This is a genomic window from Fibrobacter sp. UBA4309 (assembly GCF_002395745.1).
Lineage (GTDB): Bacteria > Fibrobacterota > Fibrobacteria > Fibrobacterales > Fibrobacteraceae > Fibrobacter.
On sequence record NZ_DGUN01000044.1, the window covers coordinates 94310 to 110551 of the forward strand.

The 16242-nt window shown below is 55.1% G+C and carries 15 protein-coding genes; 11 read left to right on the plus strand and 4 right to left on the minus strand.

Features of this window, described 5'->3' with window-relative positions; all coding sequences use genetic code 11:
- Window positions 1-170: 170 nt before the first annotated feature.
- On the plus strand, window positions 171-524 hold the full coding sequence (locus B3M32_RS05275) for a hypothetical protein (protein WP_290744029.1): 354 nt from the start codon (window positions 171-173) through the stop codon (window positions 522-524).
- Window positions 514-1557, plus strand: coding sequence for a phosphatase (locus B3M32_RS05280; protein WP_290744030.1), 1044 nt, complete (start codon window positions 514-516; stop codon window positions 1555-1557). The genes B3M32_RS05275 and B3M32_RS05280 overlap by 11 nt, the downstream gene beginning before the upstream one ends.
- Here the strand turns inward: B3M32_RS05280 and B3M32_RS05285 are convergent.
- The 3 genes from B3M32_RS05285 to B3M32_RS05295 all read right to left on the minus strand — a co-directional run bounded on the left by B3M32_RS05285 (window position 1554) and on the right by B3M32_RS05295 (window position 3738).
- On the minus strand, window positions 1554-2513 hold the full coding sequence (locus B3M32_RS05285) for a class I SAM-dependent rRNA methyltransferase (RefSeq protein ID WP_290744031.1): 960 nt from the start codon (window positions 2511-2513) through the stop codon (window positions 1554-1556). The genes B3M32_RS05280 and B3M32_RS05285 overlap by 4 nt on opposite strands.
- 76 nt (window positions 2514-2589) lie before the next feature.
- A complete protein-coding gene (gene nrdR, locus B3M32_RS05290; protein ID WP_290744032.1) occupies window positions 2590-3036 on the minus strand; it encodes a transcriptional regulator NrdR in 447 nt (148 codons plus the stop codon).
- Window positions 3037-3072: 36 nt separating this feature from the next.
- A complete protein-coding gene (locus B3M32_RS05295; RefSeq protein ID WP_290744033.1) occupies window positions 3073-3738 on the minus strand; it encodes a fibrobacter succinogenes major paralogous domain-containing protein in 666 nt (221 codons plus the stop codon).
- Between the two features lie 243 nt (window positions 3739-3981).
- Here B3M32_RS05295 and B3M32_RS05300 point away from each other — a divergent pair, with 243 nt between their 5' ends.
- Together B3M32_RS05300 and B3M32_RS05305 are read left to right on the plus strand one after the other, a co-directional pair.
- The gene (locus B3M32_RS05300) at window positions 3982-4296 is read left to right on the plus strand and encodes a BrnT family toxin (protein WP_290744034.1); all 315 of its coding nucleotides are present in this window, start codon (window positions 3982-3984) and stop codon (window positions 4294-4296) included.
- The gene (locus B3M32_RS05305; protein ID WP_290744036.1) at window positions 4293-4508 is read left to right on the plus strand and encodes a CopG family antitoxin; all 216 of its coding nucleotides are present in this window, start codon (window positions 4293-4295) and stop codon (window positions 4506-4508) included. The genes B3M32_RS05300 and B3M32_RS05305 overlap by 4 nt, the downstream gene beginning before the upstream one ends.
- A 52-nt stretch (window positions 4509-4560) precedes the next feature.
- Here B3M32_RS05305 and B3M32_RS05310 read toward each other — a convergent pair whose 3' ends face one another.
- On the minus strand, window positions 4561-6636 hold the full coding sequence (locus tag B3M32_RS05310) for a transketolase family protein (protein ID WP_290744037.1): 2076 nt from the start codon (window positions 6634-6636) through the stop codon (window positions 4561-4563).
- A 149-nt stretch (window positions 6637-6785) separates the two neighbouring features.
- On the opposite strand from B3M32_RS05310, the gene B3M32_RS05315 reads away from it, so the two are divergent.
- The 7 genes from B3M32_RS05315 (at window position 6786) to B3M32_RS05345 (ending at window position 16201) form a co-directional block, all read left to right on the plus strand.
- The gene (locus tag B3M32_RS05315; protein ID WP_290744038.1) at window positions 6786-9389 is read left to right on the plus strand and encodes an NPCBM/NEW2 domain-containing protein; all 2604 of its coding nucleotides are present in this window, start codon (window positions 6786-6788) and stop codon (window positions 9387-9389) included.
- A 115-nt stretch (window positions 9390-9504) separates the two neighbouring features.
- Window positions 9505-10419 (plus strand): glycosyltransferase family 2 protein, encoded by a 915-nt coding sequence (locus tag B3M32_RS05320; RefSeq protein WP_290744039.1) that lies wholly within the window; start codon window positions 9505-9507, stop codon window positions 10417-10419.
- A gap of 45 nt (window positions 10420-10464) precedes the next feature.
- Window positions 10465-11622: a ribonuclease D gene (locus B3M32_RS05325; protein ID WP_290744040.1), complete on the plus strand. Its 1158-nt coding sequence runs from the start codon at window positions 10465-10467 to the stop codon at window positions 11620-11622.
- Window positions 11623-11625: 3 nt separating this feature from the next.
- A complete protein-coding gene (locus B3M32_RS05330; protein ID WP_290744041.1) occupies window positions 11626-12216 on the plus strand; it encodes a 5-formyltetrahydrofolate cyclo-ligase in 591 nt (196 codons plus the stop codon).
- A 19-nt stretch (window positions 12217-12235) separates the two neighbouring features.
- The gene (locus B3M32_RS05335) at window positions 12236-13102 is read left to right on the plus strand and encodes a TrmH family RNA methyltransferase (RefSeq protein WP_290744043.1); all 867 of its coding nucleotides are present in this window, start codon (window positions 12236-12238) and stop codon (window positions 13100-13102) included.
- Between the two features lie 20 nt (window positions 13103-13122).
- The gene (locus B3M32_RS05340; protein WP_290744044.1) at window positions 13123-14844 is read left to right on the plus strand and encodes an AAA family ATPase; all 1722 of its coding nucleotides are present in this window, start codon (window positions 13123-13125) and stop codon (window positions 14842-14844) included.
- Between the two features lie 22 nt (window positions 14845-14866).
- Window positions 14867-16201 (plus strand): hypothetical protein, encoded by a 1335-nt coding sequence (locus B3M32_RS05345; RefSeq protein ID WP_290744045.1) that lies wholly within the window; start codon window positions 14867-14869, stop codon window positions 16199-16201.
- The last annotated feature ends 41 nt before the right edge of the window (window positions 16202-16242 follow it).

Genomic DNA, 16242 nt, shown 5'->3' on the forward strand with positions numbered 1-16242 from the left:
AGAAGGTCGCTGCTAAGAAGCCGGCTGCCAAGAAGCCCGCTGCTAAGAAGCCGGCTGCCAAGAAGGCTGCTGCTAAGAAGTAATTCTTCTTTAAAAGCTCTCTTTTGGGAAGGACTCGCGCAAGCGAGTCCTTTCTTTTTCGGGAACATTCTTTTACTATCTTTCTATACATGACAGAAAACGATTTAGCAGAACTACAGAACATTCCCTTCGAAGAACGCATCAAGCGTGTCGAAAAGCTCCTCGAGGAGAAATCTTCCCCCCGGGCATTTGAACTGGGAGTGCTTCTCGCACTAAAAATGGGCCAGGAAATTCGCGAAAAGAAACCTCTCGGAAGCGAATCGGGCGATCTGGTCGCCAGCTGGAACGGAAAATATCCTGATTCTGTCATCGAAGAAGCCATTGCAAGCGCCAAGGAATTCCTGTTGCACCCCGGCAAAATCGCCGAGAAGATCAAGGAAAGCCTGCTGAAGAAACAGGAAAAGGCTCAAGCCGAAGACGTGGGAGAGAAAAATGAGCAATAAGCTACTCGCCACCGTCGATATCGGCAGCATGAGCTGCATCATGCTCATCGCCGCATTCGAAGACGCACCCGCGACACCCGCCCCGGCAGAAAATGCAGATTCCGGGACCGCGCCGGTTGCCGAACCGCGTCAGATTCTGGTCCCGAAGCTCCAAAAGGTGAAAATCTGCAAGCTCGGCGAAGATATTTACGAACACGGACGCATTTCCGAGAAGAAAATCGAGGAACTCGTCGCCATCATGACGTCATTCCGCATGGATTTACACGCCCTCGGCGCCGACATCCAGGCCGTCGCCATGACAGAGGCCATGCGCAGGGCCGAAAACCAGGAAGAAGTCATCGACGCGGTCGAAAAGGCTCTCTGGTTCCGCCCGCGCATCATCACCGGCGAAGAAGAAGGCAAGCTCACCTACCGTTCCGTAAAGGAATGGCACGGCGAAGGCATCGTCACCATCGATATCGGCGGCGGTTCCACCGAACTCAGCAACGGCGAGACCACGTTCTCGATTCCCGTCGGCGCACTCAAGATGTTCAAGGCGATGGGCCCGATTCCTGGACCGGAATACAAGAAGTTCGTGAAGGAGACCTTCAAGGAAGTGAGCTTCAAGGGCATGACCAAGAAGCCCGTCTACCTTATCGGCGGTACGGGAACCGCACTCGCTATGGTCTACCTCGACAAGCCGAAGTTCGACTACAAGGCCATCGAAGGTCTCGAGATGAGCATCAACGACCTCGACGCCGTCACCACGCGCATCTCCAACCTCTCCAAGGAACTCCGCGCGATGCTCCCCGGCCTCGAAAACGGCAGGAGCGACGTCATCATCTGCGGACTTTTCTGGCTGAAGTCCCTCCTGGAGAAATTGCGTGTCGAAAAATTCTTCATCAGCACCGCGGGTATCCGCTTCGGGCTATTGTACCCGCCGGAACCGGAACCCGAAGCAAAACCGAAGGCGAAAAAGACCCCGCCCTGGATGAAGAAAAAGGAAGAAGAGAATCCCTCCACCTCTGCGGCTGAAGGTGCGGAAGGCGCCTAGACTTCCACCAGCGTCGCGACGAGGCAAGAATCCTTCGTAGTGCCGCTACCCGCAAAATCGATATCCTGCCCGCGCTTCCAAGCAGTGCGGGCTTTTTTGTGTACCGACCTGACGGCATCAAGCACGTCGCGCGCGAACGAATCGAGCGCGAACTCGCTGTAGTTGGAACTCACCATGAAGAATCCGCCCGGATTCAAAATCGAGGCGCAGTCCGCCACAAGCGGCATCAAATGTTCGCGCACGTTGAAGTTCATCCCCTTAAAGCGCGCGAAACTCGGCGGGTCGAGAACGATTCCATCAAACTTGAGGCCCTTCTTTGCGGCCCAGCGCACATATTCGAGCGCATTCCCGCGAAAAAATTCACCGGGGCGCAGGTCGAGGCCGTTCAAGGCGTAGTTTTCGCGGCCCTTGTCGAGAATCTTCCCGCTGATGTCGGCGTTCGTGGCGATTGCGGCACCGCCGAGGCGCGCATGCACCGAGAAACTGCACGTGTAGCTGAAGAGGTTCAAAAAGCGCACGTTATTAGACATCGCGCGAAAGCGTTCCTCCACCTCGAGGCGCACGTGCCGCATGTCAAGGAACAGCCCCGGATTGACGGTATCGAGCAGGTCCACATGGAATTTCGCGTTCCCCTCGCGTACCGTACCCGCGGCATCTTCGCGTGACCCGTAGGCAACTTCCATCGGCGCGTTCTCGAGCGACTTGCCCGAGCGCGAGAGGCGTTCCTTCACCACGACGCATACCGGATTGAACGTCTCCACCACCGCATCTACGATTGCGCGACGTTCCCGCAGAAGTTCATCCCCGAAATACTGCACCTGGAAGCGGTCGCCAAAGCGGTCGAGCGTGAGTCCCGGGAAACCGTCGGCGGCCCCGTTCACGACGCGGTACGCGTCCGTCACATCGAACAGCGGCGCACGTTTTTCAAATGCAGTCCTAAGTAAATTCTTCATCATCTATAACGCATGCCCAAAATTTTCGAAGACTTCTTTCGTCTTTCGTCTGTAGCGAGCATGGCGAGCGTTCTTTCGTCTAAGTTTTATCCAGCGTCTTGATCTGGTCCACGAACTCGCCGACTTCCTTGAATTCTCGGTAGATGGACGCGAACCTCACGTAGGCGACAGGGTCCAATTTCTTGAGTTCCTGCATCACGAGGTTCCCGATGGTATCGTAACCCACCTCGGAATTGTCGTTCGCCTGCAGGGCGTTCTCCACGCGTGTCGCCAGTTCTTCGATATCCTCGGTCGAAAGCGGACGCTTCTTGCAAGAGTTCATGATGCCGCGGATAAGCTTTTCGCGCTGGAACGGCTGCTTTTCGCCACTCCGCTTGATAACCGTCAACGGCTGGAGTTCGATATACTCGCGAGTAGTGAACCTGCGGCCACACGCCAGGCATTCACGCCGTCTGCGTATGGCGGTTCCGCTCACGCGGCTATCGACCACCTTGTCGTTGTCTTGCTTGCAAAAAGGGCAAATCATGCCTAGAATATAGGATATTTCGCCAAAAAAAGCAAACTAATCCTTGATGCAGCGGACGCTGAGCCACGTATCCTTGGGGAATGCGCCCGATTCCACGGATTCCTTCTCGTAATGCATCACGAACATGAGCGCCTTCGCGTCGTTTTTCTCCGTGGCGGTCCAGAAGAAGGCCCCGTTGTTGCTGAAGCTGCGCACGCCGTTCGTGTTGACATGCGAAACGGCCGCAGGCAAGGCAGCAAACCCGTAGTCATCCGTACCGACGACATAGTCCTTCTTGTCCTTGTCCCAATCGCGAGCAGCCTTGAGTTTCGTACCCGCCGTAGCCGAATCACCAGCGGCAGCAACCAGGTCGTTCCAGTCGTCTTCGCCCGGCAGGCGCCAACCGCGGGGGCATGCGTCCATTGCATCTTCCCAGGCGTACAGCCGCCCGTACTTTTCGTGAGATTTCCCGTCGTATTCGGGGAAAACCACGCTAGTTTCCGTTTCGTAGTTCAGGTTCTCAGCCATCCATACCCGCCCGCCGATAGTGACCGTGGCGTAAGTCTGGCCATCGCGCAAATCCTTGACCGTGCCCGCGTCGGGATTGTATTCGCTGCCCTTGTCGCCGGAACCGCCACCGCCTACAGACGAGGAGCCGTCGTCGCCGCAGGCGGCGAACAAGAACGTCAATGCCAAAATGCAAATCAAAGAAAAACGTTTCATAGTACCCCAAATCATTTATCGGAAATATAGGAAACAAACGTTTCCCGTCTGTAAATAACGCCACGTAAACAAATTTTTTCGGCTCATTTCGGGGGTCTAAACCGTCTTATATAGTAGATAGGGACACTCCCTGTTCGCTGCGTCTGGCTATACACGCTAACAAAACATAGGAGTTCAAATGAAAAAAATTATTGCATTTTCGCCTATTTATAATTATATTATAATTATCCAAAGGAATACTATATGCAGATAGAATTCATTTGGGACGAGAAAAAGAATGCAACAAATCAAAAGAAACACGGCATTTCATTCGAAGAGGCAAAAACATGCTTCAAGGATGAACACGCCAGAGTATTTTTTGACGAGGAACATTCATCAAAAGAAGATCGGTCAATTCTTGTGGGATTATCCGCAAACCTAAGGACACTAGTTGTTGTTTTTACAGAACAAATAGGAATAGATGCAGAACACATCGTGAACCGCATAATCAGCGCCCGTAAAGCAACAAAAAAAGAATTTCAATACTACTGGAACGAAAGAAAGGGGGACTGCTTATGAAAAAAGAATACGACTTTTCAAAAATGAAGGCTGTAAAAAATCCATACGCCAAGTTTCTCAAAAAACAAATCACGATAAGGCTGAATTCCAGTACTATCGAGTATTTTAAGAATATGGCGAAGGAAGTCGGCATTCCTTACCAGGTTCTGATAGATTCGTACCTGACGGACTGCGCGATAACAGGACGAAAATTGAAAATTCAATGGAAATAACAAAAAGCCGCTCCCGTGCGGGGAGCGGCCCTTTTAATATTTGTTCTTGAAATTAGGCGTTTGCCTTCTTGAAGGCTTCAACATTCGCCTTGAACTCGGCGAGGTATTCCTTGGCCTTCGCGGCGACTGCCTCGGGCACGTAGCCGAATTCCTTCTCGAGCACGCCGGCCGGAGCGGAAGCGCCGAAGCGTTCCAGACCGCAAGCCTTGCCGAACCCGCCGACCACGCGGTCGAAGAGGACCGGAAGGCCGCTGGAGAGAGCGAACACCGGAGTCCAGGGCACGAGCACCTGGTCGCGGTAGGCCTTGTCCTGCTTGAGGAAGAGAGCCGGGCTAATCATGGAGACCACGCGCACGGCCTTGCCTTCGGCGCGGAGGAGTTCGGCAGCCTGGTGTTCCAGGAGCACGTCGGAACCGTTCGCGACGAGAGTGAGGTCCGGGTTCTTTCCCGCTGCGGTATTGTCGCTCACGATGTAGGCGCCCTTGCGGCAGGCCTTCGCGGCTTCGTAACGGTTTTCGCCGGGGAGCGTATTCACCACCTGGCGGGTAAGGATAAGCGCCGTCGGGCTGTCGTTGTTCTCGAAAGCCATTTCCCAGGCGGCGAGAGTCTCGAATGCGTCCGCCGGACGGAGCACGAGCATTTCGGCCTTGCCGTTTTCCTTCGTGAGGTCTTCGAGCAGGCGAATCTGCGTTTCGTGTTCGATGGGCTGGTGCGTCGGGCCGTCTTCGCCCACGCGGAAGCTATCGTGCGTGAACACGTACTTGACAGGCAGGCCCATGAGGGCGGCCATGCGGATAGCGGGCTTCATGAAGTCGCTGAACACGAAGAACGTGGCGCAAATCGGGAACAGGCCCTTCTGCAACGCGATACCGTTCATGATGGCGCCCATCGTGAGTTCCGCGACGCCCACCTGAACAAACGCGCCCTTGAAGTCGTTCGGACGGAAGATGCCCGTCTTGTTGAGGAACGCCTGCGTATTGTCGGAGTTCGAAAGGTCGGCGGAACTGCAAATGATGTTGTGGAAATTTTCGGCGAGGTAGCCGAGAACCGTACCGCTCGTAACGCGGGTAGCGACGCCTTCCTTGATGGGGAGGTTCGAGAGGTTGAGCACCGGAGCCTTGCCGGAGAGCCATTCATTGAGGGTCGCGGACTTTTCGGCATTCGCCTTGTCCCAGTCGGCCTTGGCCTTCTTCCATTCGGCAACTTCCTTGCGAAGTTCGTTTGCGCGGGCTTCGAATGCAGCCTTCACGTCGTCGAACACCTGGAACGGATCGTCTGGGTTACCGCCGAGGTTCTTGACCGTCGCGGTAGTAGAAGCACCGGCAGCGTTGAGCGGCTGCCCGTGCGTAGAAACTTCACCTTCGTAGCTCTTGCCATCTTCGGCAACGGCGCCCTTGGCCATCGTGGTGTGGCCGAACACGAGCGTCGGCTTTTCCTTCTCGGCCCAAGCTTCCTTGAAAGCCTTGCGGAGTTCGGCGATGTTGGAACCGTCGCATTCGATAACGCGGAAACCCCATGCCTTGTACTGGCCGACGAAGTCGTGGCTCATCACGTCTTCGGTCTTGCAGCTGAGCTGCACCTGGTTCGCGTCGTAGAAGAAGATGAGGTTCGAAAGCTTGAGGTGACCGGCGATGCGGCCCACGCCGTAGGCAATTTCTTCTTCGAGGCCGCCGTCAGAAACGAGGCAGACAGTCTTGTGCTCGAGGATGGAGCCGAAGCGTTCCACCATGAAGCGTTCGGCGATGGCGGCGCCAAGGGCGATGCCGTGGCCAATACCGAGCGGGCCCGAAGAGTTCTCGATGCCGAGCATCACATCGAGTTCGGGGTGGCCCGGAGTGCGGCTGCCGAGCTGGCGGAAGTCCTTCACGTCGTCGAGCGTGAGGCGGTTCGTGAGGACGAGCTCGGAGTACAGGAGCGGGCTCATGTGGCCCGGGTCCATGAAGAAGCGGTCGCGGCCCATCCATTCGGCGTCGTCCGGATCGTAGCGCAAGAATTCCGCGAACAACAGCGTGATGGCGTCGGCGGCGCCCATGGCACCACCCGGATGTCCGGACTTCGCCTTCTGCACCATCGCGGCAGAAAGGATTCGGACGTTGTCGGCTGCTTTCGTAACTAGAGAATCTTGCACGGTAAAACCTCTCAAGGTGTTGTTTTTTACGCGCCAAATGTAGCTTTTTTTACGGTTTCTCTCAAGGTCAATCCCGCCAAGAAATGAGCGTGAAAAAGAAAAAATTATATTTTGGTGACATATACTAGAGTATCCTAAAGGCTAACAAAATGTCGTTTAAAGATTCCATTCTATTGATTCTCAAGAACTTAGCCCATCCGGCAGGCATTATCGGGCTAATCGTCGCCCTGGCAATTCCCTTCCTCGTCTATCTGGGTCCGAATGTCGGTCACAAGGAAACCATCCGCCAGCTAGACCTCTACCTCCCTCTCCCCCTCTTCGGCGTGCAGCTCATAGCGGCAATCGTCCTGTTCTGCCTCCTGAACAAGGACTTCCGTGAATGGATCAAGGGGATTCTCCCCGAAAAAGCCTTCAGCATCATGGCGGTCGTATTCGCCGTGGCCATCGCCATTTTCGCCGGCACCCAGATTGAAGCCCGCCACCGCGTGCAGAGTGACGAAAGCGTATTCATGTCCGTCGCCCAGAACATGTACTACAACCATGAAAGCGGTACCTGCAACCAGGGATACTTCGAGAACGGCGGCCTCAACTGCGTCGGGAAATCAAACAGTTTCAAGACCAAGGGACTCTCCTTCCTCTATTACCTAGGGATGCCCCTGTTCGGTTCTAACCTTCACTGGATCTTCAATGCCGAGCTCCTGATGCTCCCGCTATCGTTCCTCCTGATGTTCCTCGCGATCGTCGCCTGGACGCGCCAACCCCTGCTCGCCTTCTTCGCGGCCCTTCTCACGGCACTGCAGCCGACCGTAATGTTCCAGTTCCGCGCCATGTCGGTGGAACCGCTCTACATTTTCCTCTCCGCGCTTTCGCTCCTGATTTTCAAGTGGGCTTACGACCGCAACACGATTAAGCACTGGGCACTCCTCGCCCTCAGCCTCGCATTCTTCGCCCAGACCCGCCAGGAAACGGCTTTCTGCCTGCTCGCCTTTATTCTGTTCGCACTCCCGAAACTGCTCGACAAGAAGGACTGCAAGGCCCCCACGTTCTTCGTGACGCTCTCGCTGTTCTCGGTACCCGCGCTCCTTACCATCAGCTACTTCCAGGGATTCGGTTTCCAGGGCGGCGAATACGAAGCGCACGGGCACTTCCTAGAAGATCTCGCCAAGAACTGGACCGAAATGACCAAGCCGCTCAAGGAAAACGGCGAACTCGAGAATCCCTTCCTCACCTATTTCAACTACCTGTTCGCCATCGGTGGCATCTACTTGCTTTTCCGCGCCTTCTACGACGCGCGTAAAGGCGACAAGTTCTATCTCTGGACGCTTGTATTCCTTGTTCTTTACCACATCCAGACCTATGTCATCCTGGAAAACGTCTCGGGCGATTTCAGCATCCAGATCAACCAGCGCTACAGTCTGGTGATGCTGCCCAGCATGGCCTTTGTCGGCGCTCTTCCCGTGGCACACGCCATCCAGTATTTTGCCGAATCCATTGACAAGAAGAAAATCGCAAGGCTTTCCTTTATCGGTTGCGTTATCGTTTCGTTGCTCTTTACCGGCTGGACATTCCACTACAAAGCCGACTTCAACAACAACATCATGTACAACAGGAACCACCTGACCATCGAGGAATACGAAATCTGGCAGTGGCTGAACGAACAGCCGCAAGCCGAAAGGCTATTCATCTATGGCCGTCCGTGGCATTTCGTGGGTTACGGAGTCTCTTCCATCCACTACGACAAGGCTCGCCAGATGAACGATTCCGAGCTGCAAGGATTGATCGACAAATACAATGGCGAAGTCTACTATATCCGCGGTCTGGACTGCTGGGACAGCCAGACATACCACAAGAAGGCCGTCGAGCACCGCATCGCCACCACTTGTGACGTCTTTGAACGCGAAATGGACATGGTCGGCGTCAAGAACATCCTCATCACCAACAATTACTGGGTTCAGATTGCCAAGTTCAACGGGCGCAAGAACTACAACCCCAAGAACATCATCACCATCGAAGACGCGAACCTGAACGAGGCCCCGGCCGAAGAAAAGCTGAACCTCAACGAACTCGAGGAGAATACCGACGTCAACAAGATTGTCATCGACACGCTGCGATACAATTACGAACTCAAGGAAACCTCCGATGCCGCGGCAAATTGGGAAATCCTAATATTACTGAACAAGAAGATTATGGAACGCACGAAATACGAAGCCGGCAAGAAGGAAATCGCCATACCGGGCGACACCCTCCAGCCAGGTTACAACCAGATTCGTTTCATCATCCAGGATATAGTCAAGAACAGCAAGGTCGCCGACATCTCGAAGTTCTTCTTCAACAAGGCGAACGGAGTGATTCCGCTTTCCGACCTGAAATACGAGAGCCACGCACAGGGATGGGGTTCCATCCACCAGAACCAGAGCATCGAAGGGAACCCGCTTACTATTGACGGGCAGAAGTTCGAGAACGGATTCGGCACGCACGCCGCCTCCGAAACCACCTACGACATCGGCGAAAAGTATTCCAGCTTCCGCACCTCTTTCGGACTCGACGACGAAAGCCTCTGTAGCGAAGGCGTCCACGTCGAGATCCTCGGCGACGGAGCGGTCCTCGCACAGAGTCCCGTATTCCAGAACGGAATAGTCCACACCCTGACAGCAAATGTCCAGGGCATACAGAAGCTCACGCTCAAGGCCATTCCCAAGAACGGCATCGACTGCACCCACGTCGATTTCGTGAATTCCGTATTGATTCCCTAGCGGCTTCGCCGTAGTTCCTAGTTCTGAGTTCTTAGTTACTAGTATGGCATTTTCAAGACGCTTCTTGATATTTGAAATACTAGTAACTAGTAACTCTTTTACTATAATTACCCATATGCTCTTATCCGTAATCATACCCGTCTTTAACGAAGAAGAAATTGTCGCCGAAACCTACCGCGTCCTGGAAGAAGAACTCAAGGACGTGGAGCACGAACTCATTTTCGTGAACGACGGCTCGAAGGACAAGACCCGCGAAATTGTCGAAGGGCTCCTTCCGAGCAACCCGAACAACAAGATTATCAACTTCAGCCGCAATTTCGGTCACCAGGCAGCCTTCAGCGCGGGCCTCGATCACGCCATAGGCGATGCCGTCGTCATTATCGACGGGGACCTGCAGGATCCGCCGAGCCTTATCCACGAGATGCTCGAGAAATGGCACGAAGGCTACCAGGTCGTGTACGCACAGCGCAACAAGCGCAAGGGCGAAACCATCTTCAAGCGCTTTACCGCGTTCGCGTTCTACCGCATCATCGGCAAGCTCACGAGCATCGACATTCCGCCCGATACTGGCGACTTCCGCCTCATGGACCGCTGCGTGGTGGACCAGCTCAAGAACCTGCCGGAACGCAGCCGCTTCTTGCGCGGACTCGTCTGCTGGGTAGGCTTCAAGAAGATTGGCGTCAAGTACGACCGTGCCGAACGCACCGCGGGCACGTCCAAGTACCCGCTCAAGAAGATGATGCGGCTTGCCTTCGACGGCATCACCGGTTTCAGTTCCGCACCGCTCAAGATCAGTTTTTACCTCGGTTTTATCGCGACTATCGTCGGATTCGGGCTGTTCGTATGGTCTATCCTCGAGAAGTTCCTCAGCCCCGCGACAACGGTCCCCGGCTGGGCATCGCTCATGACCGCCATCGTGTTCTTCGCCGGCGTACAGCTGATCTCCATCGGCATCCTCGGCGAATATATCGGCCGCATCTACGACGAAGTCAAGCAGAGGCCACTATATATAGAGGACAAGAAGAAATAAGCCGCTTCGCCTACCCCTATACTTTTTAATTACATTTCGTCAAGAATGATGCAGAACGAAAGCTACATACTGGTCGACAACGAGGAGGCCCTAGCCGGGCTTATCCAGGACTTGGACCTCTATGATATGGCCGCCGTCGACACGGAGGCCGATTCCATGCATCATTACCTGGCGAGGCTATGCCTTATCCAGATTACCATAGGCGACCACCACTATATCGTCGACCCGCTCTGCGGCCTTGAGCTATCACCGTTGTTCAAGACGAAAGCCATGCAGACCCTGATTTTTCACGGAGCCGACTACGATTTGCGTCTTTTATGGCAGGCTTTCGGCTTTTCGCCAAAAAAAATCTTTGACACCATGCTGGCCGCCAAGATGCTGGGAGAACCCCACCTGGGCCTCGCTGACCTGGTACGGGAATACTTTAACGAGGAACTGAAAAAGGAAAACCAGCGCGCCGACTGGTCTATCCGCCCGCTATCGCTGGACATGTGCGAATACGCCATCCACGACACGTTCTACCTCCATGAACTTTGCGCCATCCTTGTAGAAAAACTGCAAAAGGCCGGACGCATGCAGTGGCTCATGGAGCAGTGCGACGCCCTTATAGAACATTCACGGCAACCAAACCCGCCGAAAAAGGACCCCTGGAGGATTCCGGGTTCCAGCACCTACGATCCGTGCGGGCTCAACCTGCTGAAGCATATCTGGGAATGGCGCGAAAAAGAAGCCGAAGCGCTGGACCGTCCGCCCTACAAGGTGATGCCGGCGGAACTGATGCTCGCCATCGTTCGCGCCCAGCACGCCAACTTCCCCGAAGTCGACAAGAGCAGGCTTCCCAAGCTCCCCCGCAATTTCAAGGGAGACCGCCTCGATTCCTTCACCAAGATGCTCGAAACCGCCGTCGCCACCCCCGAAAGCGAATGGCCCGAAAGGCTGCCCAAGGCTCCGCCACCAGCAGTCGTTCCGCATTCCGACCTCCTCATCGCCCTCAAGACATGGCGAGACGAAAAAGCAGAACAGCTCAATCTCGACACATCGATGCTTGCAAACAAGACGCAACTCATCTGGCTTGCCGCCCCGGGCAACATGCCCTGGGATATCCGTTACGAAGAGGCTCACCTGATGCAGTGGCAGCGCCAAATCTGGAACGAAATCCTTAGAGAACATTTACCCACGGCAAAACGCATCGGAGAGGACTAATCCATGAGTCTCGGTGCGTCCATACTGGTCTTTCTCCTGGTCATGATTGTATTCGGCAGCAGCCCGATTGTCGATCTCGTGCTCAAGAAACGCCGCGAAAAGAAAGGTGAAGACATTATCCGGGATCCGTGGCAGCAGATACACGACATTCCAGGCTACAGGGATTCCAGGAACATCGCCGCATTCTACCCGCAAAAAGGCGAGCCGAACCTCATGCCCATCATCGAAGAACTGGCCCTGGAAGGCCGGTTGCTCCTGCCGCGGTGCGAAGGCGACGGCATCATGAATTTCTACAAGGTCGGAAATCTCCGCAAGGACCTGGTCAAGGGCCATTTCGGCATCATGGAACCGCGCGAAGGTCTCGAAAAATTCGAAGGCGACATTCCCATATTCCTGGTTCCCGGAACCAAGTTCAACTGGGACGGCAAGCGCAAGGGCCACGGCAAGGGCTACTACGACAGATTTTTGGCCAATCACCCCAAGGCATACAAGGCTGGCATCGCCACTCCCGCACAGATTACCGACGAGCCTCTGGAACAGAAAGAGACAGACGTCCAAATGGACGTGGTCATCGCCTGCAAGGAACGTTACTAGCCGCTTCATGGAGTTTTAAATGAGTTTCAACGAAGACAGTTTTCACGGACAGCGACATTTTCGGGACGACCGCAGGCGCAGTTTTACGCGCAGCGCGCCTAGACCCGCGAACGTGGTCCCCGCCATGGGCGATTCCGATTCGTCTCCGCAAGTAGCCGTCGGCGGCATCAAGGAAGTCACCGAACTGCTGACGAAGAACCCGTTACAGGTGCACCGCGTACTCTTTATGCACCAGTCGGGAAACCCCAAGCTTTACGAGTTGCAGAAACTCGCAAAACGCGCGCATGTCCACGTACAGCAGGTCGATTCCAAGGTTCTCGACAGCTACGCCCGCCCGAACCACGGCGTTGTCGCCCTGATGAACGAGAAGGAACTCCTGAACTGGATGGACGTCCGCGAAGAATTTTTCAACGCAATCGATTCCGGCGAGCCCAAGCTCATCGCTGTCGCGACAAATATCGAAGACCCGCGCAACCTCGGCGCCTGCATCCGCAGCTGTCTCGCCCTCGGCGTAGACATATTCCTAATTCCGGCCAAGGGAATGTGCGGTGTCACGCCCAGTGTCGCCCGTACTTCGGCCGGGGCGCTCGAAAAGCTCCGTATCTGCAGGCCGGACAATCTCGAAGCCGCCGTCGGCGAACTCAAGCAGGCCGGCTACCAGGTGCTCGGGCTAGATGCCGATACCGAAACGAACCTTGCCGATTTCAAGTTCTCCGACCATGCGGTCATCGCCGTCGGTGGCGAAGACGTCGGCCTTCCGCCATTCATTAAAAAGCAGTGCGACGCCGTACTCAGGATTCCGATGAAACCCGAAGCGCATTCCTACAATGCATCCGTCGCCCTGTCCCTCGGACTTTACGAATATTCCAGGCTTCGTATAACATAAACCCAAACCAAAGGTATTTTATGGAAAGCGCAAGAAAGGTTATCAACCAGTTCCTCAAAGGCAAGTACAGCGGCAACGAGCTGAAAAGCGAACTGTTCAAGGCCGGCGAAGCTGCCCAGCAAGATGGCTGGACATACATGGACGCGAGTTTCCAGCTCGGCGGTGTCGCGCGCGACCAGGGGCTCGCTCCGGAAGAAGTCGAACAGATTCTCCGCAGGGCGTTTTCATCGGAAAAACGCGCAGCCGAGCGCGAAGAAGACAAGCCGAAGGATATTCCCGTAGAGGCTCCCGCCGCACCGGTGCAGCCCACGATTATTTCGCCGATGCCCGCAGGCATGTTCTCCATGGAGCAGATGCTTGCCATGGGTCTCGACACGCAGTCGCTGACCTTGTTGCAAAACCACAAGATCGACCCAGAAGCGCTTTCTATCCCGTGGCCAAGCCACGACTGGCGTAAAGATCTCGCCAAGCTGCTCGAAGCCGTTTTCGAGCCGGACGAAACAATCGAGTTCAAGATTTCGGACACCCCGAAATGCACCGCCGAAAAAGTTTCGAACATTGTCGGCCAAGACGCCGCCATCACCAAGATCATGAAGAGCCTGGACAGCCCCGAAGGCGCACTCATCTGCGTCAACGCGACTGCCGGCGGCGAAGACGCTACCGACGAAAGCTTCCGCTACCGCTACGTAGTTGTCGATAGCCCGAAAATGCTTCTTGCCAAGCAGCTCGCCTATTACAAGGCGTTGAACCTTCCCTGTGCCGCCATCGTGAACACGCTCGGTGCAAACTCCGCACAGGCCTGGGTCAAGATCGGCGCCAGCAACCTCGACGAATACTACGAGCGCGTGGACTTCTTGTTCAAGACGCTCGAAGACCAAGGTTTCAAGGTCGACCCGATCAACAGGAACCCGAACATGATGGCCCGTATGCCGGGCGTTTTGCGCGGAGGCAAACAGCAGTACCTCATCGGCTTGGAACAAGGTGCCAAGAACTTCCAGGAGTGGCGCGAATGGGTGGAATACTCCCTCGACGGCAAGCCGCTCGTAGAACTCGCCAGCGACAGTGAAGAACCGCCGAAAAAAGACGCGAGCATCATCGAGAACGTCTTGCGTACGGGCGAATTCTTCTTGTTCACCGCACCTCCCAAGAGCGGAAAATCCTTTGCCCTCATGGACCTCGGTCTTTCCATCTGCTACGGCGAAGACTGGTTCGGCAACACGACTTCTTCTAACGACGTCCTGTTCATCAACTTCGAACTGACCAAGTCCGTATTCTTGAACCGTCTGCACCTGCTGGGCGGATTCCGCGGACTCAACGCCAGCACGCCCAAGTTCGGTTTCTTGAACCTCCGCGGCACGGCCCTTTCGCCTATCGAGACAGCCCAGCTGATTGCCAAGCGTATCGAAGGCGCCAAGAAGCTGGAAAACCACGATTACCGCGTAGTCATCATCGACCCGATTTCCGCAGTGCTCCACAACCCGAAATCCATGCGACTGACGGGCTCGCCGAACCAGATGCTGATGCAGATGATCGACACGATTATCGCACTTACCGGATGCGCAGTCGTCACCGCCTGCAACAACGACGAATACCCGTACCTTTGCAACCGTGCCGACAGCGTCATGTCGCTCACGCCGGTCGAAGGAAGCCTGGACCTGTACCAGATCAACGGTTCGTTCCGTGAATTCCCGAAGATGATTGCCCGCGAATGTTCCTGGATTTACCCCAGATTCGTGGTCTAAAAAAATATATACAGACAAAATTATGTATACAAGACAAAGCCGTAACGCAAGTGCCAAGCTCAAGGCCCCCAAGAGCCTTGTCGCGAGCAGATTCCACAATAAGGCCGCCTTCACCAAAAAGGCGGAGTCCTCCGCTCCTGCCGCACGAAAGGTGCCTACTTTTGAAGATCTTAAACAGCAGCTTTCCGCCTGGGTCGAAAACGAAAAGATTCCGGGAAAATTCCAGGCATGGTTCACCAAGGAAGCCTTGCCCGAAAACAGCGACTGGAGATTCGTCATGCGCGCCGTAGCTGGCCACGAATCGCTGACGCTCGAGCCTCCCGCCAAGGGAATGGAACCGCCGGAAGTCGTCAACCGCGTTGGGGAACAGCTGCACAAGGATCATCTCCGCCTGTTCCGCAAGGCCATTCGCCAAATCTGGTTCAGGGCCACCGGCGACGGCAGGTTCGCCCTCCTGGTCCAGGCCAACTGCCACGGCAAGAATTCCGCACACGGCTACAAGACGTTCTCGGATTTTGTACAAAGAAACTGTCCCGAAATCATCAGCAGCCACCTCATCCAGTGCCAGCCGGACAGGCTCTTTGATCCGGCGTTCCGCCAGAGTACTCGCGTCGATTCCAAATGCAGTTTCGGAACCGATTTCATGCCGCTCGCCGGAACCGGTTTCTACATGCACGTGCTCGACTGGGCTCCGCGCATGAAAGACGCATGGCTTTCGCTGCCCCTGCGCATCAAGGATGCCATCCACCCCGCAGCCGGCGACAAGTTCTTCGAATTCTATTCCGGATGTTCTTTCATCAGCGCCACCCTCGCCCATTGCTTCGCACAGACCGAGGCTCTCGACTGCAGGGAATCGGCGATGCTTTCTACCCGGTACAACGCCCGCAACATTACCGACGGCTCGCTGAAATTCCACCGCGGCCAGCTCGAAGCCCCGTTCCTCGCCAAGTTCTTCGGCAAGTCCGAAAACGAAGGCCGCTGGACTTTCTATTTCAACATGCCTTCCGGCGACGATTTCCCCGCGAACGTCCAGCAAGCTATCGCGGCATCGCGCCCCGAACGCATCTTGCTGCAGGTTTCCGACCTGGAAATCGCGACCAAGCAGATTCGCCATTTCCGTCGCGAAGGCTACATGTTGCGCAAGAACATACCGCTGTACCTAGAACCGGGTAGCGGGAAAATGGAGCTGCTCCTCCTGTTCGTCCCCGACCGTGCCGGCCTTTTGAACCAAAATCCGGCCCAAAAAGCGCGTCAGGGCAGGGTTCAGCGCCCCAGAGAACGTGTAAATCAGCAAAAAAGCGGCAATATTCCTCATTTTGTCCAATCCAAACCGACTTTTAGGCAAAGAAAAGATTAAATTATTACATAACTTGTTCACGTTCAAAGAGTTACAAGGAT